Genomic DNA, 22,516 nt, shown 5'->3' on the forward strand with positions numbered 1-22,516 from the left:
AAGACGAGACTAAGCTTTTTCGCGCGTGCCCTCAACCGCCGCAGCGAGCGTCGCGAAGGAATATATCGCAACTGCAGCAAGGCCGATCGTGGCGAATCCGGCCAGCGCGAAAGGTGCCAGAATCAGCAGGTGCGCCGAGGGGCTGGCCCACCAGCGCCGGGGCCGCGCGGGCGCGCGCTCGACGAGCAGCTGTGCTGCGGCGCCCACCAGCGCGAGCACCGGCGGCGTTGTGCTGCCGGTCGTCGCGAACCCGACCCAGCCGGTCAGCAGCACGATCAGCGCGAACAGCGCGAAGATCGCCCATTCGAGCAGTCCGGCGCGCTTGTCCTCGCCGCGCAGCACCGCCATCGCCGCGCCGGTGGCGAGCGTCGCGGTGCCCAGCAGGGCGACCACGCTGCCGGTTCCCAGCCAGCCCAGCGCGGTGGCGACCAGCGCCAGCGCCGAAACCACCCCGCCGGCGACGCTCAGCGTCCAGCCGGGCACGTTGCGTCCCACCAGCTCGGGCAGCGCGATCCGGGCGGCGCGGGTGAACACCCAGCGATCGGCCCAGTCGGTGCGGCGCTCGGTAAGCGCGGCGAGCACGCCGGTATTGCGCGCCGCCAGTCCCTCGACGCTGCGCTCGACGGCATGGCCGCCCTTCAGCCAGCCGGCGGTGAGCCCGACATGCTCGGCGCCCGATTGCGCCGCGACGCGGAGCAGCGCCGACTGGAAGTCGTAATCCTCGGGCATGTTGGCGATCTGGGCGAGCTGCTCGACCGTGATCCGCGCCACGCCGGCCCAGCTGTCGCGCATGTCGAGCCGCTCGATCGCGGCGGGCGAAGTGGGGTCGTCGGTGACGAGCAGCGCCTCGCCGCTCGACGTCGCCATCTTGTCCATCACTGGATCGGTGGTGACCAGCCCATCGGCCATCACCAGCACCTGCGCGCCCGGCACGATCTTCTCGGCGGCTTCCTCGGCGGAGCGGACGATCTCGATCCGCGGATTGCGCTTCGCCGCGCGGTTGACCGCCGTGAGCAGCGCCGGCGTCATCTTGCCGACCGCGACGAGCACCTGCTCGGCACCGGCGCCGAACAACAGCCGCGCCTGATATTCGAGCAACGTCATCCCGCCGAACGGCAGCGTCGCCATCAGCGTACCCGGACGGCCCTCGGCCTCCTCGACAGCAAAGATCAGCCCCGCCAGCATGGTCCCGGTCCGTTAAGCCGTTTCTATCGGTACAGCAAATGCGGCGCGCGGGTCTCCGCCCAGGCTGCCTCGTCCGGTCTGGTCCGCACATCGAGATCCCCCGGCTCCGCCGCGGCGTCCTCCACCCACTCGCGCAGGTCAGTCCCACCGTTGATCACGTCGATCGCCAGCTTGTCGAAGACATATTCATAGGGGAAGTCGCGCCACAGGTCGTAGCCGGGATAGAGCGTGCGGATCGCCTTGAAGCCCAGCGCCTGCACGCGCCACGGCTGGAATCCCGAGTGATCATATGCCGGCCCCTCGGCATGGAGGAACACGCCCGAGCAGAGCTGGCCGACATGCTTGTGGAAGGTCGGCTGGAACCAGATGTCGCGCAGCGTGCAGCCGGCGAGCCACTGGGGCGCAAGCCGGCGCATCTCCGCGATCACGGCCTTGGCATCGATGTCGGGCGCGCCGAACAGCTCGAGCGGCCGCGTCGTCCCCCGCCCTTCGGAGAGCAAGGTCCCCTCCAGCATCACCGTGCCGGCATAGGCGCGCGCCATGTTGACGTTGGCGGCATTCGGGCTCGGATTGATCCAGGGCCGCTCGGGTGGCCAGCCGAAGCCAGGCGAGCCCTCGGGCTGCCAGCCCTCCATCTCGATCACGCGATAGTCCACATCGAGCCCGAAATGGGCGATGAACCAATGCCCCATCTCGCCCAGCGTCATGCCGTGGCGCATCGGCATCGGCCCGGCGCCGACAAAGCTCTCCCAGCCCGGCAGCAGCGTCGTCCCTTCCACCGGGCGGCCGGCGGGGTTGGGCCGATCGAGCACCCACACGCTCTTGCCATGCGCGGCCGCGGCCTCGAGCACGTAGAGCAGCGTCGTCACGAAGGTGTAGATCCGGCAGCCGACATCCTGCAGGTCGATCAGGATCGTGTCGAACGTGCCCATCGACTGGCCCGTCGGCCGGCGGACTTCGCCATAGAGGCTAAACACCGGCACCCCATAGGTGGGATCGGTATAGTCCGGCGATTCCATCATGTTGTCCTGCAGGTCGCCGCGCACGCCGTGCTGCGGGCCGAACACCGCCGAGACGTTGAGCCCGGTCGCGACCAGCGCGTCGAGCGAATGGTCGAGGCTGGCCGTCACCGACGCCGGATGGGCCAGCAGCGCTACGCGCTTGCCTTCGAGAGGGCGACGAAGCTCAGGGTCGGCGAGCAGCCGGTCGATACCGAATTTCATGTGCCGCTGGGTGCCGGAGCCGCGCGGGCGACGCAAGCCGGATCATCGCGCCGACTTGTCGGTTGAGCCTGCGAAACCAGCAAGGAAACGCGTAGATGATCCGATCCATCCTGATGGGCCTCGCCGCCGGCGCCCGTGCAATCACGCCGCTCGCCGTCGTCGCCAATGCCGCGCGCACCGGCAGGCTGCCCGCCGACAATGGCGCGCCGCGCTTCCTCGCCCATCCGCTGATTTCGCTCGGCACCACCGCGCTCGCCGCCTATGAGCTGGTCGGCGACAAGGAAAAGACCGCGCCGGACCGGATCATCACCCCCGCAGTGATCGTCCGCAGCTGGAACGCCGCCTTTGCCGGCATGGCGATGGCGCCGCGCAAGCACCGCTTCGCCGCCGGTGCAGTCGCCGGCGCCACTGCCGCGCTCGCCTCCTATGCCACCTATGCGCTGCGCATGCGGGCGATGAACGGCAAGCACCAGATATCGACCGGGCTGATCGAGGACGCGCTCACCCTCTCGGCCGCGACCGCTGCCGCGCTGCTCCCCTTCCCGGAGCGGCTGACCCATTTCACCACGCCCGCCACGCCCGGCCACACCGCCCCGGCCTGACCTCAGCGCGACATCGCCATTTCAAGGGCGAAGCAGGCGTCCGCATGGAAGTCCGGCTTCCCCTCGGGATGCGCGAGCGCCCAATAGGATTTGGTGCCGTCCGCCTCCTCGATCACGGCGCTGATCCCGAGCTGCCAGGTCTTGGCCGCGCCCAGGGCCGGATCTTCCAGATGGGCATTGAGCACATATTGGGCGGGCGCGGCCGGCGCGCCGGGAATCTCGGGCATCGGCGTGCTGAGCAAGGTTCCGATCGAGGCCGGGTCCAGCCCGAGCGCCGCCAGATGCGCGCCCATGCCGGCGTTGAACTGGTCGCGATCGGTCGACGTGATCCACGGATCGGCCAGCTCCAGCGGCCGCATCCCCGCGCGATAGCCATCGAACCGGTACGCCGCCCATTCGCCCGAGGGCGAGAAGTTGAACTCCAGATAGGCCCCGCTCTCCGGATCGCGCAGGAACAGCTCGAAGCAGGTGCGCTGCCACAGGCCATCGGTGCGCGCGGGCCTAGTCGGCGTCGGCAGCGCGAGGGCTTCGGACGGGGCGCCGACGATGAAGCCCGCCACCCAATGCCCCGCATCCTGCCAGGAGAGCGAGCAGAGGACGCTAGGCACCGCCTTTGCCGGCGTGTCCGGATGCGGCACCAGCTGCAGGACTTCCAGGATCATCGCTTCCCCCAACCGCGCGCGTTTGCAATCCCGCGCAGGTACATCGTGCTCGCCCGAAAAGGGTAGCCATTTTCGCCTGCCCCGGTCTGCGCCGCCTGGCCCGCTGGTGCGATGCTCACAGCGAGGGTCAGAGGCGATCGCCGCCTCACCCATCCCATAGGAGAGTCGCATGCCGAACCCGCACGCCCGCCTGGCTGCCGCCCTGCTCTGCATGAGCACGCCGCTTCCCGCTTTCGCGCAGACGACCAGCCCGCCGGCCAAGGCACAGGAAACCCCGCTGACCATGGTCGCCGCGCTCCACACTGCGTTCGGCGAGCATCACGCCCGCGCCGTCCACACCAAGGGCACGATCCTCGAGGGCAGCTTCACCCCTGCGCCCGAGGCCAAAAGCCTGACCAGGGAGCCGATCTTCGCGGGCGGCACCGTGCCGGTGATCGCGCGCTTCTCGCTGTTCGCCGGCCTGCCCGACCTGCCCGACAATGACGATGGCGCCTCTCCCGCCGGCTTCGCGGTGAAGATGATCGCGCCCGACGGCGATGATTTCGACATCGAGGCGAACCAGCACGGCAACTTCATCGTCGCGACCTTCGACGAGTTCGCCCTGTTCCTCCGCGCGCTCGGCGCCGCCGGCAAGGGCGACAATGCTCCGCTCGGTGCGTTCCTCGGCAGCCACCCCAAGGCCAAGGCGTTCCTGGAGAGCCGGACCTATCCGGCTTCCTTCTCCACCGCCGTCTATTTCGGAGTCAACGCGCTCAAGTTCACCAATGCCGCCGGCAAATCGACATTCGTCCGCTATCGCTTCGTGCCGAAGGCCGGCGAGACCTATCTAAGCCCCGAGGCGCGCAAGAGCGCCGGCCCGGCCTATCTCGGCGACGATCTCCGCAAGCGAATCGCTGCCGGCCCGATCGAGTTCGGCCTCTACGCCCAGGTCGCCGGCCCGGGCGATGTGGTCGACGATCCCTCGACCGCCTGGCCCGACACGCGCCGGCTGGTGAAGCTCGGCAGCTTCCGCCTCGATCACCTGCCTGCCGACCCCGAGGCGGCGCAGAAGAGCCTGTTGTTCCTGCCCGGCCAGGTGCATCCGGGTGTCGCGCCCGCTGATCCGATGCTGGTCATGCGCAACACCGCCTACCCGATCTCGCTCGGCCAGCGGCAGTAAGGAGCGAAGCGGGATGCGGCCGATCTGTCCCATCCCGCCTTTCGCTTAGCGCAGGCCGCCGCTGGCGGTCAGCTTCTCGCCGGTCAGCCAGCGCGCATCGTCCGATGCCAGGAAGACGGCGATCGACGCGATGTCGTCGGGATAGCCGACGCGGCCGAGCGGGGTCTGCCCGATGATCGCGTCGAAGAACTCCGAACCGACGAAACCGGCGGCATGCGTGCCCTCGGTCTCGACCACGCCGGGGTTGATCGCGTTGACGCGGATCTTGCGCGGCCCGAGCTCATTGGCCAGCACGCCGGTGATCGCGTCCACCGCGCCCTTGGTGCCGGTGTACACTGCCGACTCGGCCGGGAAGAGGCTGGTGACGGCGGACGAGATGTTGATCACGCTCGCGCCCTCGCCGAGATGCTTCGCCGCCGCCTGGGTGGTGAGCAGCACGCCGAGCACGTTGACGTCGAAGGTGCGGCGATAGAGCTCCTCGGTCGTCGCATCGAGCGAGGCGAATTCGTAGACGCCCGAATTGTTTACCAGCACGTCGAGCCGGCCGAATTCCTTGATTGCGGCATCGACCAGGCCCTGCGCCTGATCGGCCTTGGATACGTCGCCTTGCACGGCGATCGCCTTGCCGCCGGCCGCGGTGATTTCGCTCACCACCGCATCCGCGCCGGCCTTGCTCGATGCATAATTGACCACGACCGCGGCACCTTCCGCGGCCAGCGCCCTGGCGATGCCGGCGCCGATGCCCTTGGATGCCCCGGTGACGATCGCGACCTTGTCTGCGAGCTTCGACATGACTCAAATTCCCTATGGGCCGGTCGCCGGAATGGCCCCATACTCCCATAGTTCAGGATTTCGGAACTGTTGAACCAAGCTTCAAGAGGGCCTATCTAATTTTTCATGCGACCCATTCTTCATCCCTCGATCGAAGACGTGTCGGTGGCGGCGATCCTCCACGCGCTGTCCGATCCCGTGCGCGCGGCGATCTTCGCCGGGCTGGCCAATGCGAGCTGTGTCCAGAACTGCACCACCTTCGCGACGATGGGCGATCGGGTGATCCCCAAATCGTCGCTCTCGCAGCACTTCAAGGTGCTGCGCGAAGCCGGCCTCATCCATTCCGAGCGCCAGGGCGTGGAGATGCACAACTCTTCGCGCTGTGCTGAGGTCGATGCGCGCTTCCCGGGCCTGATCGCAGCAATCCTCAATGCCTATGCGGGCGATAAGGCTTGCGACGCGCCACAGGCATGACGCCCCGGGCGCCCCGGCGCGAATTCGCTTCAAATGTAGGATTTCGTCTGCTTTACCCTCGCAGATGCGCAGACTGTCTCTCGCCCCCCACCACCTCTGCAACGCCCGCTCGCCCAGCTGCGATCGGGCGGAGCCACGCGCGCGCGTAGATGTCGCGGCTTTTGTGACTTTCCACGCAATTTCGACAGGCATGACAGCGCCGTTCCGCTCGGCTATGCGGCCCGCATCATGACCGAATTCAAGTCCGATCTGCTCCGCCTGCTCTCCACCCGCGGGTACATCCACCAGGTGACCGATCCGGAGGGCCTCGATGCGCTCGCCGGCAAGCAGATCGTGCCCGGCTATATCGGCTTCGATCCGACCGCGCCCTCGCTCCACGTCGGCAGCCTGGTCCAGATCATGCTCCTGCGCCGGATGCAGCAGGCCGGCCACAAGCCGATCGTCCTGATGGGCGGGGGCACCGGCAAGGTCGGCGATCCCTCGTTCAAGGACGAGGCGCGCAAGCTGATGACGGTCGAGACGATCAATGCGAACATCGCCTCGGTCAAGACCGTGTTCGAGAACTTCCTGACGTTTGGCGACGGCCCGACCGACGCGGTGATGGTCGACAATGCCGAGTGGCTCGACGCGCTCGAATACCTCCCCTTCCTGCGCGATTACGGCCAGCATTTCTCGGTCAATCGCATGCTGAGCTTCGACTCGGTCAAGCTGCGACTCGAGCGCGAGCAGTCGCTGTCGTTCCTCGAGTTCAACTACATGATCCTCCAGGCCTATGACTTCCTGGAGCTCAATCGCCGCGCCGGCGTGCGCCTGCAGATGGGCGGATCGGATCAGTGGGGCAACATCGTCAACGGAATCGAGCTGTCGCGCCGCGTCGACGGGGCCGAGGTTTACGGCGTCACCACGCCGCTGATCACCACCGCGGACGGCGGCAAGATGGGCAAGACCATGTCGGGCGCGGTCTGGCTCAACCCCGATCAGCTGCCGCACTTCGATTACTGGCAGTTCTGGCGCAACACCGATGATCGCGACGTCGGCCGTTTCCTGCGCCTGTTCACCGATCTGCCGCTCGACGAGATCGCCCGCCTCGAGGCACTTGAAGGCGCCGAGATCAACGAGGCCAAGAAGATCCTTGCCAATGAGGCCACCGCGATGTGCCGCGGCCGCGCCGCCGCCGAGGAAGCCGCCGAGACCGCGCGCAAGGTGTTCGAGGAGGGCTCGGCCGGCGGTTCGCTGCCGACCTTCGCCGTCGAGGGCGGCAGCATCACCGTGGCCGATGCGCTGGTCGCGCTCGGCCTCTGCCCGTCCAAGGGCGAGGCGCGGCGCAAGGTCGCCGAGGGCGCGATCCGCGTGGACGACCAGGTGGTGAGCGACGCGGCGCAGGAGATCGCCGTCGCCGCGCCCGTCAAGCTCAGCTTCGGCAAGAAAAAGCACGGAATGCTCATTTCCGCGTGAAATTACGGATTGTCTGATAAGTTGATGTTAAGCAGCTTCGTTGCAACAGGATTCACACGGTAGCGTTATCACTGCAGTCGTACCTCAAGCGTTTGTGAGGCATGCGTGAGTTTTGGATCGAACCTGGCCTATACGGATAACCGGCAGGAGGGGCGTGAAGACGTCCACTACCGTGCGCGCGCATTCGGTCCGGACGCCAAGCAGCTCAACTTCGTCATCGTCAACATCTCGGCGCACGGCCTGATGGCGCGCTGCGACGATCCCTTCGAGACCGGCGACCGCATCCGCGTGGTGCTGCCGCATGCCGGCACGGTGGTCGCCGAAGTCCGCTGGGCGCTCGGCGGCCGCATCGGCTGCCAGTTCGAACGCGCGATCGACCTGGCGAGCTATTACGAGCTGATCTCGACGATGGTGAAGGCGAAGTAGGTAGAACCTTCTTCGTCCCAGCTCTACGACGAGGCAGCAAAGTCAAGGTGATCGTAAGCTCGGAATTCTGAGCAGCAAGGAGGACGGCTCAACTGCCCTTTTTGCTATCCAGCTCGCCGATGCGCGCTTCGATTTGCGGCGCTAGCTTGTATATATCAGTCAGATCGCCGATTAGATTTCGAGTCTCCGACTGCCCGTCAAAAGTCCCGACATATTTCGTAGTCAGGCCGTTGAAGTGCAATCTAGCTAATGATTTCCGGTTATTATCGTCAAGCAGGATCGCACAATAGGATTTTGCGTCACGCATAACCACACGCTTGGGATCGACTAGACGAGAAGCGATGGCTTGCACGATCCGGAAGCCGCTCACTTCCTCATCGGTGGTGATAATCTCTTCCGCCGATGATGTCTCCGGCTCCTCATCATATTCGGGAACGGCGGACGCGTTCAAAGCAGACGTGAGCCGATCATTCACATGGTCACGCACGATCGCCGAAAACGAATTCGCGATGAGCCGCGTGAAGTTATCCTTTACCTGCGACGTCACCTGACCCGAATAAACACGCTTGGCAATTAAGCGGGCGAACTCTTCCGATGCCGTCCCCATTTCGCTTTCAAGCTCTTTGCGAACGAGAGATTCTAGTTTCAGATTGGACGCCTCGCGCACGATTGCATCGATATCGAAACCGGCTTTAGTGAAGCTTTCGAGGATGCGCAGATCGGACTTACGAACTGCGTCCAGACTCAGAGTAAAGAACGGCTGCGTGTCCATCTTGTTTGGCTGGTCAAGATCCGAGAAAAATTTGTAAATCACGCCATTGGTTAGGATCGCAAGCCGGGCATCGGTCACGCTGAAGTACCGGAAAAGCTGCGACGCATGGTTGATAGTGAGATCGCCAGTGGATGGCTTGCACTCGATCAGGATCGAAAGCTTTCCATCGATGCAAATCGCGTAATCGACTTTCTCACCTTTTTTTGTACCCACGTCTGCAATGTATTCCGGGATTACCTCCGACGGATTGAATACGTCATATCCCAGCAGGTTGATAAATGGCATAACGAGAGCAGTCTTAGCGGCCTGCTCCGTTAGCAAGACTTCCCGATGCTGCTGAGTTTTTGCGGCCAACTCAGTAAGGCGCGTCGCCAAATCCATACGTCCCCCCTTAAATCCCCTGGGCAGAACTTGCCTGCGAATCCGGATGAACGCAATCTCGTACTATTCAGAACAGTTGGTTCTCGACGCTGCCCCGAAGGTGTATTTGATCAGCGTTTATATTCCACCGACAGCTCTTCACCGGCACTAGACGGTGCGACCTTTGACATTACCCCGCCCGCAGCAAGCTAACCGCGGCATCCCGCTCGAACAGATACAGCGCGATCCGCGCCGCCTCGCCGCGCGGGGTGTGCAGCGAGCGGTCTTGGTCCTCCAGCAGCCGCGCATCGGCATTGGCCGCGGCGATCAGCGTCGCCAGGCTCTCGGGCGTAGCCAGCTGGAAGGTCTGCTCGCCCGACTGCCGCGTGCCGAGCAGCTCGCCCGCCCCGCGCAGCTCGAGGTCGCGCTCGGCGATCAGGAAGCCGTCGGTGGTGTCGCGCATCAGCGCCAGCCGGGCCCGCGAAGTCTCGCTGAGCTTGTCGCCGCGCAGCAGGATGCAGTGCGACTGTCCCCCGCCCCGCCCGACGCGCCCGCGCAACTGGTGGAGCTGGGCCAGGCCGAAGCGGTCGGCCGCCTCGATCACGATCAGCGTAGCATTGGGCACATCGACGCCGACTTCGATCACGGTCGTCGCCACCAGCACGCCCAGTTCGCCCGAGGAGAAGCGCGCCATCACCGCGTCCTTCTCCGGCCCCTTCATCCGGCCATGAACCAGCCCGACCTTGGCGCCGAACTTCGCAGTCAGCACCGCGGCGCGATGCTCGGCGGCGGCGAGGTCGGTCTTCTCGCTCTCCTCGACCAGCGGGCACACCCAATAGGCCTGCTTGCCGGCGTCGAGGTGGCGCCCCAGTCCCGCGATCACCGCGTCGAGCTTGTCCTCGGCGATCACCGTGGTCTGGATCGGCTGGCGGCCGGGCGGCATCTCGTCGAGCCGGCTGACGTCCATCTCGCCGTGCGAAGCGAGCTGCAGCGTGCGCGGGATCGGGGTGGCGGTCATGACGAGCAGATGCGGCGGCACCTGTGCCTTGGCCTGGAGCATCAGCCGCTCGGCCACGCCGAAGCGATGCTGCTCATCAACTACCACCAGCCCGAGGTCGCGATAAGTCACGCCCTGCTGGAAGATCGCGTGGGTGCCGACCAGGATGTCGATCTCGCCCGCCGCCAATCCCATCAGCGTCGCCTCGCGCGCCTTGCCCTTGTCGCGACCGGTAAGGATGGCGACGCGCACGTCGAGCCCGGCGAGCAGGCGCGAGAAGTTCTCGTAATGCTGGCGGGCGAGGATCTCGGTCGGCGCCAGCATCGCGCCCTGCGCCCCGGCCTCGGCGGCGATCAGCAGCGCCATCGTCGCCACCAAAGTCTTGCCCGCGCCGACATCGCCCTGGAGCAGCCGGAGCATCGGCTGGCTCTGCGCCATGTCGCCTTCGATCTCGCCGATCGTCCGCGATTGCGCGCCGGTCGGCGTATAGGGCAGCTGGAGCTTGTCGCGCAGCCGCCCATCCCCTTGCAACGAGCGCCCGCGCTTGGCCCGCGCCTCGCCGCGCACCAGCATCAGCGCGAGCTGGTTGGCGAACACTTCGTCATAGGCGAGCCGCTCGCGCGCCTTGGCATCGGCGGGGTCGGCGTGGATGCGGGCGAGCGCTTCCTTCCAGCCCGGCCATTGGTGGCGGTCCTTCAGGCTCGGCTCGATCCATTCGGGCAGCTCGGGCGCGCGCTCGATCGCCTGGGCGGCCATCGCCGCGATCCGCTTCGAGGTGATGCCTTCCGAACAGGGATAGACCGCCTCGCGCCCGCCGCCGTCCGCCTCTTCGGGCACGGCGACCTCGGGGTGCACGATCTGCAGCTCCTGGCCATATTGGTCGAGCCGGCCGGAGACCCAGCGCTTCTCGTTTAGCGGCAGCAGCTTCTTCGCCCAGCCCGAATTGCCGCCGAAGAAGACCAGGCTGACATAGTTGCCGTGCGCGTCCACCGCCTGCACCCGGGCGGGCGAGCGCGGGCTGCTGCCGAAGCGGTAGCTCATCGGCGTTAGCTCGATCGCGATGACCCGCCCCGCGTCCGACGCCATCAGCTCGCTGCGCGGAAGCCGGTCGATGAAACCGGTGGGAAGATGGAAGGCGACGTCCACGACGCGCGCCAGCCCCAGCCGCTCGAGCGGCTTGGCGAGCGCCGCACCGATGCCCTTGAGCGCGGTGACTTCGGCGAAAAGGGGATTGAGGACGTCGGGCCGCATCGGCCCCGACGTAATCGTTGCTCCAGCGCACCGCTAGTGGGCGCGCGGCGGATTAGAGGGCAGCGATGCGCTGGCCGGCCGCTTCGATCGCGGCGAGGACCTCGGTCACGCTCGAGCCGACCACCACTTCGTGCGCACCGTCGAATGAGAGCACGCCGACATCGTCGCCGGCCATGTTGATCGTCGAGACCGTGCGCACCTCGGCGATGTTGACCAGCATCGGGTCGCCATTGATCGATTTCAGCATCACGAAACGCATATTCAGAACCCCGATCAACACAGCTACCGATTGGCATTATAGAACGGCGAACACGAAGCGCGGGGCAACGCGGCAGAAACTCGCAATGCAAACGATCCTGCACCCCCGTGAAGTCACTCTTGCTTTCCCTTCCATCGGGCGCGTGCTTGTCTCAGTCAAAATCGGGAGAGGGATCGATGGAAGAAGTCATGGCAGCGGTGGCGCTCCTGCAAGGCGGCGATCACGTACAAGCACGCGAAAAGTTGCTCGCCCTTTGGGCATCGCTCGATGCGGGCGGCACGCATGTCGAACGCTGCACCGTCGCCCATTTCCTCGCCGATACGGAGGAGGATGTGGCGGACGAACTCGGTTGGGACCTGCGCGCGCTTCACGCCGCGACCGGTGCCGGCTTGGGCCAGGACCATGACCCGCTGGCGCCTGGGCTCGACGCCTTCCTGCCCTCACTCCACCTCAATGTCGGCGATGCTTGCCGGCGCTCGGGCGATATCGCGCATGCGCGCCTGCATGCCGATCATGGCCTCGCCCGCGCGCATGCGCTGCCGGATGACGGCTATGGCGGCACGATCCGCGCCGGGCTCGAGCGGCTGCGGGACCGCGCGGCGAACCCGGACTGACCCGCCGCGAACACTGGCATTTCCACGCGGCTTTCCCTAAATCGGCGCTCAACCCAGCCGACTGCGCTTTTCCGCGCTGCCGGCCAATTGCCGTTGAGGACCCGCATGGATCGCGAAATCCGTCTCAAGCGCCTGCACTTCCGCGCCTGGCACCGCGGCGTGAAGGAAGCCGATCTGCTGATCGGCGGCTTTTTCGACAAGCATGGCGCCGGCTGGAACGAAGCGGAGATGGACCTGTTCGAGGAGCTGCTCGAGGAACAGGACGTCGACATCATGGCCTGGGCGATGGGAACCGCGCTGGTTCCGGAGCGCTATGCCGGGACCGTGATGACCGCCCTCAAGGCACTGAACTACGTGCCGATTTCCCGCTGAGTCCCAATGCCCGACCTCAAGACGATCCTCTCCGCGCAAAAGCCGCTCACGCTCGCGGGTGCCCCCGCCGGATTCCTGCCCTGGATGCTGGCCGACCTGGCCCGTACCGGGCGGATGACGGTGTTCGTCGCCCCCGACGAAGCGGCGATGCGCGCAGTGGCGGGCACCGCATCCTATTTCGCGCCCGATCTCGAAGTCCTCGGCTTTCCGGCCTGGGACTGCCTTCCCTATGACCGCGCCAGCCCGACGCTGCGCGTCATGGCCGAGCGCCTCGCGACGCTCCACGCGCTCCAGGCGGAGAGCGCCAGGCCCCGCCTGATCGTCACCACGGTCAACGCCGTCACGCAGCGCACGCTCACCCCGTTCCGCATCCGCCAGCTCGTGGCCCGCCTGGCGCCGGGCGAGCGCATCGGGCTCGACAAGCTCGCGGTGCTGCTCCAGGCGAACGGCTATGTCCGCGTCGACACGGTGAACGATTCCGGCGAGTTCGCGGTGCGCGGCGGACTGGTCGATCTCTTCCCGAGCGGTTCCGAGCAGGCGCTGCGCCTCGATTTCTTCGGCGATGAGATCGAGAGCGTCCGCACCTTCGATCCCGCCGACCAGCGCACTACCGGGCGGATCGACGGCTTCACCCTCCTCCCCGCCTCCGAAGCGCTGCTCGACGAGGACTCGGTCAAGCGCTTCCGCACCCGGTACCGCGAGAAGTTCGGCGCCACCGCGACCGGCGACCCGCTCTACCAGGCGATCAGCGACGGCCGCCGCCTCGCCGGCATGGAGCATTGGCTGCCGTTGTTCGAGGACCGGCTCGAGACGCTGTTCGAGCATCTCCCTGACGATGCGATCCTGATCCGCGACGCAGGCGATGCCGGCGCCGCCGAGGCCCGGTTCGAGGCGATCGCCGACTATCAGTCGAACCGCGTCCGCGCCCAGTCGGCCGATCCGGGCAGCTATCGTCCGCTTGCCGCCGATGCGCTCTATCTGACCGCGAGCGAGTGGGAAAAGCGCCTCACCGACTGGCCGGCGCACACCAGCACGCCCTTCCACGAGCCCGAAAGCGCGACCGTCCTCGACTTCAACGTCGACGGCCCCCGCGATTTCGCGCCCGAACGCGCCGCAAGCACCAATGTCTATGAGGCAGTGGTCGAGCATATCGCCAAGCTGCGCAAATCGGGCAAGAAGCCCGTGCTCGCCAGCTATTCGAACGGCGCCCGCGAGCGCCTGACCGGCCTGCTCGCCGATCACGGCCTCAAGACCACCCGCAAGGCCGAGAGCTGGCAGGAAGCGCTCGGCATCGCCGACAGCGCCGTCGCAATGATCGTGCTGCCGCTCGATCACGGCTTCTCCGCGCCCGAGGTTTCGGTGCTCACTGAGCAGGACATGCTCGGCGACCGCCTCGTCCGCCGCGCCAAGCGCCGCAAGTCGACCGACGCCTTCCTCAACGAGCTGGCGACGCTCTCGCCAGGCGACCTGGTCGTGCACGTCGATCACGGCATCGGCCGCTACGAGGGGCTCACCCAGATCCCGGTGCAGAAGGCGCCGCACGACTGTGTGGCGCTCAGCTATGCTGGCGGCGACAAGCTCTACGTTCCCGTCGAGAATCTCGAGGTCCTGAGCCGCTACGGCGCGGGTGAGGAAGGCGCGACGCTCGATCGGCTGGGCGGCGAGGCGTGGCAGCGGCGCAAGTCGAAGATGAAGGAGCGGATCCGCGAGATCGCGGGCGAGCTCATCGCCACTGCGGCCAAGCGCGCCACCCGCCCCGCCGAAATCGCCGAGCCGGACGCGGGCGGCTATCCTGCCTTTGTCGATCGCTTCCCGTACGAGGAGACCGACGACCAGGACCGCGCGATCGGCGACGTGCTCGAAGACCTGGCTGCAGGCCGCCCGATGGACCGCCTCATCGTCGGCGATGTCGGCTTCGGGAAGACCGAGGTCGCGCTGCGCGCGGCCTTCGTCGCGGCGATGGCCGGGATGCAGGTCGCGGTCGTCTGCCCGACCACGCTCCTCGCCCGCCAGCACTTCAACAACTTCAGCCAGCGCTTCGAAGGCTTCCCGATCAAGGTCGGCCGCCTTTCACGCCTGGTCGGCACCACCGAGATGAAGGCGACCAAGGACGGCGCGGCGGACGGCACGATCGACATCGTCGTCGGCACGCATGCCGTCCTCGCCAAGGGCGTCGAGTTCAAGCGCCTCGGCCTGGTCATCGTCGACGAGGAGCAGCGCTTCGGCGTCACGCACAAGGAACGGCTGAAGGCGATGAAGGCGGACGTCCACGTCCTTACCCTGACCGCCACCCCGATCCCGCGCACGCTGCAGATGGCGATGTCGGGCCTGCGCGAGCTCAGCGTGATCCAGACGCCGCCGGTCGATCGCCTGGCGGTGCGCACCTATGTGATGCCCTGGGATCCGGTGGTGCTGCGCGAGGCGCTCCTCAGAGAGCATTATCGCGGCGGCCAGGCCTATTTCGTCACCCCGCGCGTCTCCGACCTGCCCGATATCGAGGAGTTCCTGCGCAACGACGTGCCCGAGATCAGCTTCGTCGTCGCGCACGGCCAGATGGCGGCGGGCGAAGTCGAGGAGCGGATGTCCGCCTTCTATGATCGCAAGTACGACCTGCTCGTCTCGACGACGATCATCGAAAGCGGCATCGACATTCCGAGCGCCAACACGCTGATCATCAACCGCGCCGACAAGTTCGGCCTCGCCCAGCTCTACCAGCTGCGTGGCCGCGTCGGGCGCTCGAAGACGCGCGCCTATGCCTATCTCACCACGCCAGCCCAGCGGCTGATGACCGAGGCGGCGGAGAAGCGGCTCAAGGTGCTTTCGGACCTCGAGAGCCTGGGCGCCGGCTTCCAGCTCGCCAGCCACGACCTCGACATCCGCGGCGCGGGCAATCTGCTCGGCGACGAGCAATCGGGCCATATCAAGGAAGTCGGCTACGAACTCTACCAGTCGATGCTGGAAGAGGCGATCATGGACGCCAAGGCCGGCGGCCTGCGCGACGAGCGCCCGCGCGACCTGAGTCCGCAGATCACCGTCGACGCGCCGATCATGATCCCCGAGGAATATGTGCCGGATCTCGACCTGCGCATGGGCCTGTATCGCCGCCTCAACGATGTCGAGGATCGCGCCGGCATCGAGTCCTTCGCGGCCGAGCTGATCGACCGGTTCGGCAAGTTGCCCGAGGCGACCGAGAACCTCATCACGCTGATCGAGGCCAAGCTCAACGCCAAGACCGCGTGCATCGCCAAGCTCGATGTCGGTCCCAAGGGCGCGCTCGTCACCTTCCATAACGACAAGTTCCCCAACGTCGAAGGCCTGCTTGCCTATGTCGACAAGCTGGAGGGCACGGCCAAGCTGCGGCCGGACATGAAGCTGGTGATCGCCCGTGCGTGGGCGACCCCCCAGGCGCGGCTCAACGGCGCGCTCCAGCTCTCGCGTGGGCTTGCCAAGGCCGCCGGCTAACGCGCGGGAAAGAAAGTGCATCGCTTTGCCCGCAACCGTCCGGAGCCTCCTAAGAATAGGGAAACTCCGGTCCGCGGCTGCAGCCGTGCGCCGCATCAAGGAATCCGCTCACGTGATCCCGGTATTTTTGCGTAGTTGCGCGAACGGCGTCCGGGTTCAGGATGTCGCCTGAAACGTTGCCCGTCGGCGAGTATATTGTTTCCACCGCACCCTGCCGGGCGCGGGCGGAAACGAGTCGCCGCGGATATTTGTCGTCCCCGGACTGACCCGATCCGGCGCGTTTCCTGTTGGAATCTTTGAGGTAAGGCTGCGTATCAAGCCGTGACAGACGTAGTTGACAGGTGCGAGACACGTAACGAGTCCGCCGTTGGGGAGCGCATCTTGGGTCAGCCGGACAGTTTCGAGCAACGTCGGCTGCTGACCGAGGCGATGGCCCGGCTGTCGCACGCGGGCTCGATCGACGAGATCGTCGCGATCCTGCGCGAATCCGCTCGCACCATTGCCCAGGCCGATGGCATCACCGTGATCCGCCGCGACGGCAACCAGGTCGCCTATATCGCCGAGGACGCGCTCGAGCCGCTCTGGTCGGGGCAAAGCTTCCCGATCGAAGCGTGCATCTCGGGCCTGGCCATCATTGAGGCGCACCCGATCCACATCCCCGACATCTATGAGGACCCCCGCGTGCCGGTAGACGCCTATCGGCCGACCTTCGTGCGCAGCATGGCGATGTATCCGATCGGGCTGATGGGGCCGAGCATGGCGATGGGCGCCTACTGGCGCACCGCCGGCGCGATCGATCCGGGCGCATCGGCGCTGCTCGCCAGCCTGGCGCGTTATGCCGGGGTCACGCTGGGCCGCGTTACCGACGGCAAAGGCGCCGACCTGGCCTGAGCGTCAGTGGAGGGCGATGCCGTCCTCTTCCTCCGCTTCCAGCTCTTCGATCGAGAATTTCTCGCGCTGCATGCTGAAGCCGCCGACCAGCGTCTCGACCTTCCAGTTGCCGCTCGCCTGTGTGCCCTGCTCGTCGACGCCGCCTTCGTAGAAGACCGCGTGGTTCCACCGCCCGTGATATTGCTTCACGAACTGGATCCGCGTGCCGCTGCGCCGCCCGGCAACGGTGGCGCGGCGCACCCCGCCCTGCCCGTCCGGCTCGCTGATCGTGCCCGAAAAGACGCCGCCCGCTTCCTCCAGCACGGCGATGAAGCCATTGTCCTGCTGCCCGCCCCGGCTCACATAGCGGCCGTACCAGACGCCGCTCATCTCGCGCGGATCGCTCATGCGCGGCTCACCAGCTGGGCGAGCGCCGGCACGTCGATCGCGCCCGAGCAGAGATAGCCCTGGAAATACTGGCAGCCTTCCTTGGCGAGCAGATCGAGCTGCTCGGCGGTCTCCACGCCCTCGGCCACCACCGCCAGCCCCAGCGAGCGCGCCATGTCGATCACCCCGCGCACCACCACCCGGTCGCGGTGCGAGCCGGTGATGTCCTGGCTCAGCTTCTTGTCGATCTTGAGATAGTCGAGCGGCAGTGCCTTCAGATACGCCAAGCTCGAATAGCCGGTGCCGAAATCGTCGATCGCCACGCGGCAGCCTGCGGCGCGCAGCATGGTGAGCAGCCGCGCCGCCTCGCCCAGGTCCGACATGATGCCGCTCTCGGTGAGCTCCACCGTCAGTCGGTTGCGCGGGAAATTGCTCGCGTCGATCCGCCCGAGCAGCACGTCGACGAACCCGGAGCGGGCGACATCGGCCGCGGTAACGTTGATCGAGAGCCGCAGCTTGGCGAGCGACATCGGCCAGTTGGCCGCCGCCGCCAGCGCCCGACGCTGGACATGATCGGACAGCGTCGCATCGAGCCCCGCGCGCTCGGCGGCGGCGAACAGCGTCTCCGCGCCAAGCTCGCCGAACTCGGGGTGGTTCCAGCGTGCCAGCGCCTCCACGCCCACCACCTGCCCGGTAGCGATCGAGACCTGCGGCTGGAACAGCACGCCGATCTCGCTGCGCTCCAGCGCGCGGTGGAGATTATCGACGAGCAGGTCGATCGGCGGCGCGCCCTTTTCCAGCGGCACGTCGCCGAGCAGCGCCTCGCTCGCCCGGCGGAGCAGCGCCGCCGCGGTGTCGCCCGCCTGGCTCGCGCCGGTGACCATCCGCGCGCCGAGCGGGGCGATGTCGCCGCCGGCGACGAAGGGCCGCGCCAGCGCATCCTCGAGCCGCGCCGCCGCCATGCCGATCCGCGCGGCATCGGCATCGTCGCTGGCGACGAGGAATTCCGATCCGCCGATCCGCGCGATGATCGCGCCCTTGCCGAGCACGTCGCGCGCCACTTCGCCCACCCGGCGCGAGACGCTGCGCAGCAGCTCGTCGCCCACGGTGCGGCCATAGGCGGTGTTGACCGTCTCGAAGCGCGTCAGCCCGATGAGCACGATACTGACCGGGCTGCCCTCGGCGATCCGCCGGTCGATCCAGCGCCGCGCGCTCGGCCCGTCGCGCGCGCCGGTGAGTGCGTCGCGCACCGCCGCATTGGCATCGGGCGCCACGCCCAGCGCCTCGACCAGCGCGTGCAGCCGGTTGGTCTGCGCGTCATATTGCAGATGCTGCACCACCCGCCCGACGCCCGCCAGGTCGTGCGCGAAGGCAGTGGAAGGCTTTTCCGCGCCGAGGCGGCGCAGCGCCGTGCGCGCCAGCGCCCGGTCGGCGGGCTCGAGCTGCGCGAAGAAGGCGCGCGTGCCCGGCGCCTCGGGCAGGCCGAGCAGCCCGGCCAGCGCCGGCGTCAGCTGGAGCGAGCGCATGCAGGGGTCGAAGCGCCAGCCGAGCGGCTCGGGCGGCCCCTTCTCCTGCCCGTTCCACCCGGCCAGCCGCTCGACATGGCGCTGGGCGAAGCGGATCGCGTGCGCCATCGCCGCCGAGGACATTGGGCTCGACAGGAAGTGCGTCGCCCCGGCGTCGAAAAAGTGGCGCATGTGCACCGTGTCGCTCTGCGAGACGAGGATCAGCATCGCCGCGCCATGCGCCTCGATCGTCGCGCCCAGGATCTTGGTCGCGTCGAGCCCCTCGGAGAGCGCGCCGCGCGCATCGATCACCGCAACCGCGGCGCCGCTCGCCAGGAAGCGCCGCTCGAGCGAGTCCGAGCGCCGGGCCGCGACCACGCGCCAGCCTCCCCCCGCCGCGGCCGCAGCGACTTCGTCGCGCTGGCGGAAGCTGAGGACGAACACCGGCGCCGCGTCTGCATTGCCGGCGTTGGTGCTTTCGATGACTGTGAAATCTTCGGACATTCCGCCCTCGATAACGCGAACGCTTGCCCACCGCTATCATCATGCGTAACCCGTCGCACATGGCAGCCGCGCCCGCCTTGATCGACGCCCATGGCCGTACGATCCAGTATCTGCGGATATCGGTAACGGATCGCTGCGACCTGCGCTGCCGCTACTGCATGTCCGAGACGATGACCTTCCTGCCGCGCGCGGAACTGCTCAGCCTCGACGAGCTTGCCTTGGTCGCCGATCGCTTCGTCGCCCGCGGCGTGCGCAAGATCCGCCTCACCGGCGGCGAACCGCTGGTGCGCGCCGACACGCTCGACCTGGTACGCCGCATCGCCCGCCATTTGGGCAGCGGTCTGGACGAAGTCACGCTCACCACCAACGGCACGCGCCTGGCCGAGCATGCGCAGGCTCTGCGCGATGCCGGGGTACGCCGCGTCAATGTCAGCATCGACAGCCGCGATCCGGACGTCTTCCGTCACGTCACCCGCCACGGCGACGTGATCAGGGTGCTGGTCGGCATCGAGGCCGCCCGCGCTGCCGGCCTGGCAGTGAAGCTCAACATGGTCGCGCTGAAGGGCCTGAACGAAGCCGAGATCGCCCCGATGCTCGCCTGGGCCGCTGCGAGCGGCATGGACCTGACCCTGATCGAGACGATGCCGCTCGGCCAGGTCGACGAGGACCGCGCCGATCGCTTCCTGGCGCTCACCGGCGTGCTGACCGATCTCAAGGAGCGCTTCGACCTCATTCCGGACACCCACCGTACCGGTGGCCCGGCCCGCTACTGGCGTGTCGCGGGCACCGCCACGCGCCTCGGCCTGATCACCCCGCTCACCGCCAATTTCTGCGACGGATGCAACCGCGTCCGCCTCGCCACCGATGGAAAGCTCTATATGTGCCTCGGCCATGACGAGGGCGTGGACCTGAAGGCCGCATTGCGCGGCCAGGGTCTCGCCGGCCTCGACGACGCGATCGACGATGCGCTGCTGCGCAAGCCCGCCCGCCATGATTTCCGCATCGCCGCCGGCGCCGCCCCGGCCACGCGCCGCCACATGAGCGTCACCGGCGGATGAGCCAGCTGCGCGCGCTCGTCGCTTCGCCCACCGAACCCGCCCAGCTCGCCGCCGACGAGCTGCGCGCGACCTATGACTGGGTGCCAGTCGAGCAGGCGGAGATGATCGTCGCCCTGGGCGGCGACGGCCATATGCTCCAGACGCTGCACATGCTGCTCGAGGAGCGCCGCAACCTTCCCGTGTTCGGCATGAACCTCGGCACGATCGGCTTCCTGATGAACGACTGGCGGCGCGAACGGCTCGACGAGCGGCTCGCCCGCGCCAAGCCGTTCAAGGTCAGCCCGCTCAAGATGAGCGCGACCAACGCCGCGGGCGAGCGCTTCGAGCTGCCCGCGATCAACGAAGTCTCGTTCCTGCGCGAGACCCGCCAGACCGCCAAGCTCGAGGTCACGGTCAACGATCGTATCGTGCTGCCCGAGCTGGTCTGCGACGGCATGCTGGTGGCAACGCCGGCGGGATCGACGGCCTACAACCTCTCGGTGCAGGGCCCGATCCTGCCGCTCGGCTCGGCGATGCTGGCGATGACGCCGATCAGCCCCTTCCGTCCGCGGCGCTGGCGCGGGGCGATCCTGCCCGACAAGGCGCGCATCGCGATTCGCGTGCTGGAGGCGGACAAGCGCCCGGTCAGCGCTGTCGCGGACCAGCGCGAAGTGCGCGACGTCGCGCGCGTCGAGATCGAGATCGACCACCACCGCGACCTCACGCTTCTCTTCGATCCGGAGCATGCTTTGGACGACCGGATTACGATGGAACAATTCGTCGCCTGACCCCTTGCAATTCCGAAAAACCCGCTGCATAGGGCCGCCTCCGCTGCGGCACGCCGCGCGGAAAGATGGTGATCCCTGATAGCTCAGCGGTAGAGCTCTCGACTGTTAATCGAGCGGCCGTAGGTTCGAATCCTACTCAGGGAGCCACCTCCAACCCCCTTGAAATCGCCGGATTGCTTTCGCGCTTTTCTTGCGCGCCGATGTTGCGCTTGAGGCTGGCCAGGACTCCGCGACCGCTGGTGTCACGAGCCTGTGCCCCCGCTCATCGCCACATATCCCACGTACCCCCAAAAAAAACGAAACAGCCCCGCCCGCGGGGGGACGCGGGCGGGGCTTCGGAAGCCCGTAGGGGGAACGGGCTTCTCGGGGGGATTCCTCAGGCGAAGTCGGACCCGCTCGGCAGCGCCAGCACAAACACCGCGCCTTCGCCCGGCTCGGACGGCTCGGACGGCTCGGACGGCTCGGACGGCTCGATGGTCAGCGTGCCGTCATGCGCGTCAACGATCGTCTGCGAGATGGCGAGGCCGAGGCCGGTGCCGTCCACCTTGGTGCTCACCATCGGCTCGAACAGATGCTCGCGGATTTCCGGCGCCACGCCGGGGCCGGTGTCAGCCACGCGGATGAGGATGCGATCACCCTCACGCCGGCTCGCGACCACGATGCGGCGCACGTCGCTGCTCCACATCGCCTGGGCGGCGTTGAGCAGCAGGTTGGAAAGCACCATCTCGATCTGGATGCGATCACCCAGCACGCAGGTCGCGTCCGGCGCCAGGTCGCGAACCACCTCGACATTGCTCAGACACGACAGGCGGGCACTGACGGCGTCGAGCATCTCGGCCAGGCATTCGGGGCGCGCATCGATCCGGCCGGTCTTCACGAAGGAACGCATACGCAACACGATGTCCGAAGCGCGCGCGGTCTGCGCGGCCGCGTCCTCGATGAAGCCGAGCAGCTGCTCCAGGCCGTGGATGCGCTGGCGGAGCACGGCGGCGCATCCCTGCATATAGTTGCTCGCGGCGGTAAGCGGTTGGCTCAGTTCGTGCGCCATCGCCGCCGCCATCGCGCTCATCGCCGTCAGCCGCGCGCGGGCGGCAGGGTCGTTCGGCGCGCACGGCACCGCGAGGGGCGAATCACTGGCCGAAGGGAACGCCGACTCGCCCGAATCACGCACAATCTGCTCGTCATCTCGCCCGGTACGCCGCGCGACTCCTTCGAACCCCATCTAAATATTCTCCGTGCCCCCCGATATTCCTGCCCAGGAACACCGGTGTCACGGCTGCCATTAGCCATGGTAGCGCTATCTTGCTTTGCATTTCGCGCCAGCCACTTGGCAGTTCGCGTCACCCTGCATAGAAATTACCATGCTCCGGATGCAGTCCGG

21 protein-coding genes and 1 tRNA gene are annotated in these 22,516 nt (G+C 67.1%); 12 read left to right on the top strand and 10 right to left on the bottom strand.

Annotated features, from left to right (window positions below):
- Positions 1-9: 9 nt before the first annotated feature.
- Both ABLE38_RS00340 and ABLE38_RS00345 read right to left on the bottom strand, forming a co-directional pair.
- A complete protein-coding gene (locus ABLE38_RS00340; RefSeq protein WP_348972188.1) occupies positions 10-1,185 on the bottom strand; it encodes a hypothetical protein in 1,176 nt (391 codons plus the stop codon).
- Positions 1,186-1,208: 23 nt separating this feature from the next.
- Entirely contained in the window at positions 1,209-2,408 is a 1,200-nt protein-coding gene (locus ABLE38_RS00345) for a DUF1343 domain-containing protein (RefSeq protein WP_348972189.1), read from the bottom strand.
- Between the two features lie 95 nt (positions 2,409-2,503).
- On the opposite strand from ABLE38_RS00345, the gene ABLE38_RS00350 reads away from it, so the two are divergent.
- Complete coding sequence (locus ABLE38_RS00350; RefSeq protein ID WP_348972190.1) at positions 2,504-3,010, top strand: DUF4126 family protein; 507 nt, start codon at positions 2,504-2,506, stop codon at positions 3,008-3,010.
- 2 nt (positions 3,011-3,012) lie between these two features.
- Here the strand turns inward: ABLE38_RS00350 and ABLE38_RS00355 are convergent, their stop codons facing one another.
- Entirely contained in the window at positions 3,013-3,672 is a 660-nt protein-coding gene (locus tag ABLE38_RS00355) for a DOMON-like domain-containing protein (RefSeq protein WP_348972191.1), read from the bottom strand.
- A 169-nt stretch (positions 3,673-3,841) separates the two neighbouring features.
- Between ABLE38_RS00355 and ABLE38_RS00360 the strand changes: the two genes are divergently transcribed.
- The gene (locus ABLE38_RS00360; RefSeq protein WP_348972192.1) at positions 3,842-4,831 is read left to right on the top strand and encodes a catalase; all 990 of its coding nucleotides are present in this window, start codon (positions 3,842-3,844) and stop codon (positions 4,829-4,831) included.
- Positions 4,832-4,876: 45 nt separating this feature from the next.
- Here the strand turns inward: ABLE38_RS00360 and ABLE38_RS00365 are convergent, their stop codons facing one another.
- On the bottom strand, positions 4,877-5,623 hold the full coding sequence (locus ABLE38_RS00365) for a glucose 1-dehydrogenase (protein WP_348972193.1): 747 nt from the start codon (positions 5,621-5,623) through the stop codon (positions 4,877-4,879).
- Between the two features lie 105 nt (positions 5,624-5,728).
- Between ABLE38_RS00365 and ABLE38_RS00370 the strand changes: the two genes are divergently transcribed.
- The 3 genes from ABLE38_RS00370 (at position 5,729) to ABLE38_RS00380 (ending at position 7,957) form a co-directional block, all read left to right on the top strand.
- Positions 5,729-6,076, top strand: a complete 348-nt coding sequence (locus ABLE38_RS00370; protein ID WP_348972194.1) for a helix-turn-helix domain-containing protein — start codon at positions 5,729-5,731, stop codon at positions 6,074-6,076.
- A 228-nt stretch (positions 6,077-6,304) separates the two neighbouring features.
- Positions 6,305-7,531: a tyrosine--tRNA ligase gene (gene tyrS, locus ABLE38_RS00375; protein WP_348972195.1), complete on the top strand. Its 1,227-nt coding sequence runs from the start codon at positions 6,305-6,307 to the stop codon at positions 7,529-7,531.
- Between the two features lie 105 nt (positions 7,532-7,636).
- On the top strand, positions 7,637-7,957 hold the full coding sequence (locus tag ABLE38_RS00380; protein ID WP_348972196.1) for a PilZ domain-containing protein: 321 nt from the start codon (positions 7,637-7,639) through the stop codon (positions 7,955-7,957).
- Positions 7,958-8,045: 88 nt separating this feature from the next.
- Here the strand turns inward: ABLE38_RS00380 and ABLE38_RS00385 are convergent, their stop codons facing one another.
- The 3 genes from ABLE38_RS00385 to ABLE38_RS00395 all read right to left on the bottom strand — a co-directional run bounded on the left by ABLE38_RS00385 (position 8,046) and on the right by ABLE38_RS00395 (position 11,584).
- The gene (locus ABLE38_RS00385) at positions 8,046-9,110 is read right to left on the bottom strand and encodes a type I restriction endonuclease (RefSeq protein WP_348972197.1); all 1,065 of its coding nucleotides are present in this window, start codon (positions 9,108-9,110) and stop codon (positions 8,046-8,048) included.
- Between the two features lie 169 nt (positions 9,111-9,279).
- On the bottom strand, positions 9,280-11,337 hold the full coding sequence (recG, locus tag ABLE38_RS00390; RefSeq protein WP_348972198.1) for an ATP-dependent DNA helicase RecG: 2,058 nt from the start codon (positions 11,335-11,337) through the stop codon (positions 9,280-9,282).
- Positions 11,338-11,389: 52 nt separating this feature from the next.
- Complete coding sequence (locus ABLE38_RS00395; RefSeq protein ID WP_348972199.1) at positions 11,390-11,584, bottom strand: hypothetical protein; 195 nt, start codon at positions 11,582-11,584, stop codon at positions 11,390-11,392.
- Between the two features lie 188 nt (positions 11,585-11,772).
- Between ABLE38_RS00395 and ABLE38_RS00400 the strand changes: the two genes are divergently transcribed.
- From ABLE38_RS00400 to ABLE38_RS00415, 4 genes are all read left to right on the top strand, one after another.
- Entirely contained in the window at positions 11,773-12,210 is a 438-nt protein-coding gene (locus tag ABLE38_RS00400) for a hypothetical protein (RefSeq protein ID WP_348972200.1), read from the top strand.
- A gap of 105 nt (positions 12,211-12,315) precedes the next feature.
- The gene (locus tag ABLE38_RS00405; RefSeq protein WP_348972201.1) at positions 12,316-12,582 is read left to right on the top strand and encodes a succinate dehydrogenase assembly factor 2; all 267 of its coding nucleotides are present in this window, start codon (positions 12,316-12,318) and stop codon (positions 12,580-12,582) included.
- 6 nt (positions 12,583-12,588) lie between these two features.
- Positions 12,589-16,044 (top strand): transcription-repair coupling factor, encoded by a 3,456-nt coding sequence (gene mfd / locus ABLE38_RS00410; RefSeq protein WP_348972202.1) that lies wholly within the window; start codon positions 12,589-12,591, stop codon positions 16,042-16,044.
- Positions 16,045-16,425: 381 nt separating this feature from the next.
- Positions 16,426-16,935 (top strand): GAF domain-containing protein, encoded by a 510-nt coding sequence (locus ABLE38_RS00415; protein WP_348972203.1) that lies wholly within the window; start codon positions 16,426-16,428, stop codon positions 16,933-16,935.
- A gap of 3 nt (positions 16,936-16,938) precedes the next feature.
- On the opposite strand, the gene ABLE38_RS00420 is transcribed toward ABLE38_RS00415, so the two are convergent.
- A complete protein-coding gene (locus tag ABLE38_RS00420) occupies positions 16,939-17,322 on the bottom strand; it encodes a hypothetical protein (RefSeq protein WP_348972204.1) in 384 nt (127 codons plus the stop codon).
- Positions 17,319-19,310, bottom strand: coding sequence for a bifunctional diguanylate cyclase/phosphodiesterase (locus ABLE38_RS00425; protein WP_348972205.1), 1,992 nt, complete (start codon positions 19,308-19,310; stop codon positions 17,319-17,321). The genes ABLE38_RS00420 and ABLE38_RS00425 overlap by 4 nt, the downstream gene beginning before the upstream one ends.
- Before the next feature lie 59 nt (positions 19,311-19,369).
- On the opposite strand from ABLE38_RS00425, the gene moaA reads away from it, so the two are divergent.
- The 3 genes from moaA (at position 19,370) to ABLE38_RS00440 (ending at position 21,282) form a co-directional block, all read left to right on the top strand.
- The gene (gene moaA, locus ABLE38_RS00430; RefSeq protein WP_348972206.1) at positions 19,370-20,368 is read left to right on the top strand and encodes a GTP 3',8-cyclase MoaA; all 999 of its coding nucleotides are present in this window, start codon (positions 19,370-19,372) and stop codon (positions 20,366-20,368) included.
- A complete protein-coding gene (locus tag ABLE38_RS00435; protein WP_348972207.1) occupies positions 20,365-21,135 on the top strand; it encodes an NAD kinase in 771 nt (256 codons plus the stop codon). Before moaA ends, ABLE38_RS00435 begins: the two co-directional genes overlap by 4 nt.
- A gap of 72 nt (positions 21,136-21,207) precedes the next feature.
- Positions 21,208-21,282: transfer RNA gene (locus tag ABLE38_RS00440), tRNA-Asn, on the top strand.
- 229 nt (positions 21,283-21,511) lie between these two features.
- Here the strand turns inward: ABLE38_RS00440 and ABLE38_RS00445 are convergent.
- On the bottom strand, positions 21,512-22,357 hold the full coding sequence (locus ABLE38_RS00445) for an ATP-binding protein (protein WP_348972208.1): 846 nt from the start codon (positions 22,355-22,357) through the stop codon (positions 21,512-21,514).
- Positions 22,358-22,516 lie beyond the last annotated feature (159 nt).

It is taken from the genome of Sphingomonas sp. KR3-1, assembly GCF_040049295.1.
In the GTDB taxonomy this organism is placed as follows: Bacteria; Pseudomonadota; Alphaproteobacteria; order Sphingomonadales; family Sphingomonadaceae; genus Sphingomonas.

What these genes read in the sequence shown, in the direction of transcription:
- ABLE38_RS00395 (WP_348972199.1), bottom strand. Translation starts at nt 11,584, where the DNA reads ATGCTGAAATCGATCAATGGCGACCCGATGCTGGTCAACATCGCCGAG.
- ABLE38_RS00350 (WP_348972190.1), top strand. Translation starts at nt 2,504, where the DNA reads ATGATCCGATCCATCCTGATGGGCCTCGCCGCCGGCGCCCGTGCAATC.
- ABLE38_RS00340 (WP_348972188.1), bottom strand. Translation starts at nt 1,185, where the DNA reads ATGCTGGCGGGGCTGATCTTTGCTGTCGAGGAGGCCGAGGGCCGTCCG.
- ABLE38_RS00405 (WP_348972201.1), top strand. Translation starts at nt 12,316, where the DNA reads ATGGATCGCGAAATCCGTCTCAAGCGCCTGCACTTCCGCGCCTGGCAC.
- ABLE38_RS00370 (WP_348972194.1), top strand. Translation starts at nt 5,729, where the DNA reads ATGCGACCCATTCTTCATCCCTCGATCGAAGACGTGTCGGTGGCGGCG.
- recG (WP_348972198.1), bottom strand. Translation starts at nt 11,337, where the DNA reads ATGCGGCCCGACGTCCTCAATCCCCTTTTCGCCGAAGTCACCGCGCTC.
- ABLE38_RS00435 (WP_348972207.1), top strand. Translation starts at nt 20,365, where the DNA reads ATGAGCCAGCTGCGCGCGCTCGTCGCTTCGCCCACCGAACCCGCCCAG.
- moaA (WP_348972206.1), top strand. Translation starts at nt 19,370, where the DNA reads ATGGCAGCCGCGCCCGCCTTGATCGACGCCCATGGCCGTACGATCCAG.
- ABLE38_RS00355 (WP_348972191.1), bottom strand. Translation starts at nt 3,672, where the DNA reads ATGATCCTGGAAGTCCTGCAGCTGGTGCCGCATCCGGACACGCCGGCA.
- ABLE38_RS00425 (WP_348972205.1), bottom strand. Translation starts at nt 19,310, where the DNA reads ATGTCCGAAGATTTCACAGTCATCGAAAGCACCAACGCCGGCAATGCA.
- ABLE38_RS00400 (WP_348972200.1), top strand. Translation starts at nt 11,773, where the DNA reads ATGGAAGAAGTCATGGCAGCGGTGGCGCTCCTGCAAGGCGGCGATCAC.
- ABLE38_RS00445 (WP_348972208.1), bottom strand. Translation starts at nt 22,357, where the DNA reads ATGGGGTTCGAAGGAGTCGCGCGGCGTACCGGGCGAGATGACGAGCAG.
- ABLE38_RS00360 (WP_348972192.1), top strand. Translation starts at nt 3,842, where the DNA reads ATGCCGAACCCGCACGCCCGCCTGGCTGCCGCCCTGCTCTGCATGAGC.
- ABLE38_RS00420 (WP_348972204.1), bottom strand. Translation starts at nt 17,322, where the DNA reads ATGAGCGATCCGCGCGAGATGAGCGGCGTCTGGTACGGCCGCTATGTG.
- tyrS (WP_348972195.1), top strand. Translation starts at nt 6,305, where the DNA reads ATGACCGAATTCAAGTCCGATCTGCTCCGCCTGCTCTCCACCCGCGGG.
- ABLE38_RS00365 (WP_348972193.1), bottom strand. Translation starts at nt 5,623, where the DNA reads ATGTCGAAGCTCGCAGACAAGGTCGCGATCGTCACCGGGGCATCCAAG.
- ABLE38_RS00385 (WP_348972197.1), bottom strand. Translation starts at nt 9,110, where the DNA reads ATGGATTTGGCGACGCGCCTTACTGAGTTGGCCGCAAAAACTCAGCAG.
- ABLE38_RS00345 (WP_348972189.1), bottom strand. Translation starts at nt 2,408, where the DNA reads ATGAAATTCGGTATCGACCGGCTGCTCGCCGACCCTGAGCTTCGTCGC.
- mfd (WP_348972202.1), top strand. Translation starts at nt 12,589, where the DNA reads ATGCCCGACCTCAAGACGATCCTCTCCGCGCAAAAGCCGCTCACGCTC.